Genomic DNA, 382 nt, shown 5'->3' with positions numbered 1-382 from the left:
CTTTTTCACGTCCGGGGCCGGCAGGCTGAGGGTGCGCGCACGCGTCGCGGACCCAAACACAACTAACCCGCTGAGGCTGGCAATGCAAAATTACGACATGAGTAAGCTACGAAAGGAAGCGATTACGCTACTGGCCGCGTCGCTTAAGCGTGACTCCAAGTTTTACAAGGACGATTACGAGGCAATCGTGTGCGCCGTCAACAAGAAAACGCGTGCTGAACTGCTGGAATGCTTGAAGCGCCAGCGCGCAATTGCCGGCGTTTCGGATCGCGAGATTCGTCGTAACTGTCAGGTCTAAGGGGCCAATCATGTACAAACTGACTCAGGAACAGCGTGAGCGTGCACTTTCGTGGTACGCGTCGGGAACGGCCGATATTGCGAC

At 56.0% G+C, this 382-nt stretch carries 1 protein-coding gene; it reads left to right on the top strand.

What is annotated here, in order from left to right:
- The coding region (locus AC1RPT_RS07730) for a hypothetical protein (RefSeq protein ID WP_481762976.1) at nucleotides 1-298 on the top strand (298 nt) is incomplete at its 5' end.
- Nucleotides 299-382 lie beyond the last annotated feature (84 nt).

The sequence above is a fragment of the Dellaglioa sp. CoH-56-MRSF-11 genome, assembly GCF_056782135.1.
Note: the sequence above shows the minus strand (reverse complement) of the source record. Positions and strands in the feature narration are given on the sequence as shown.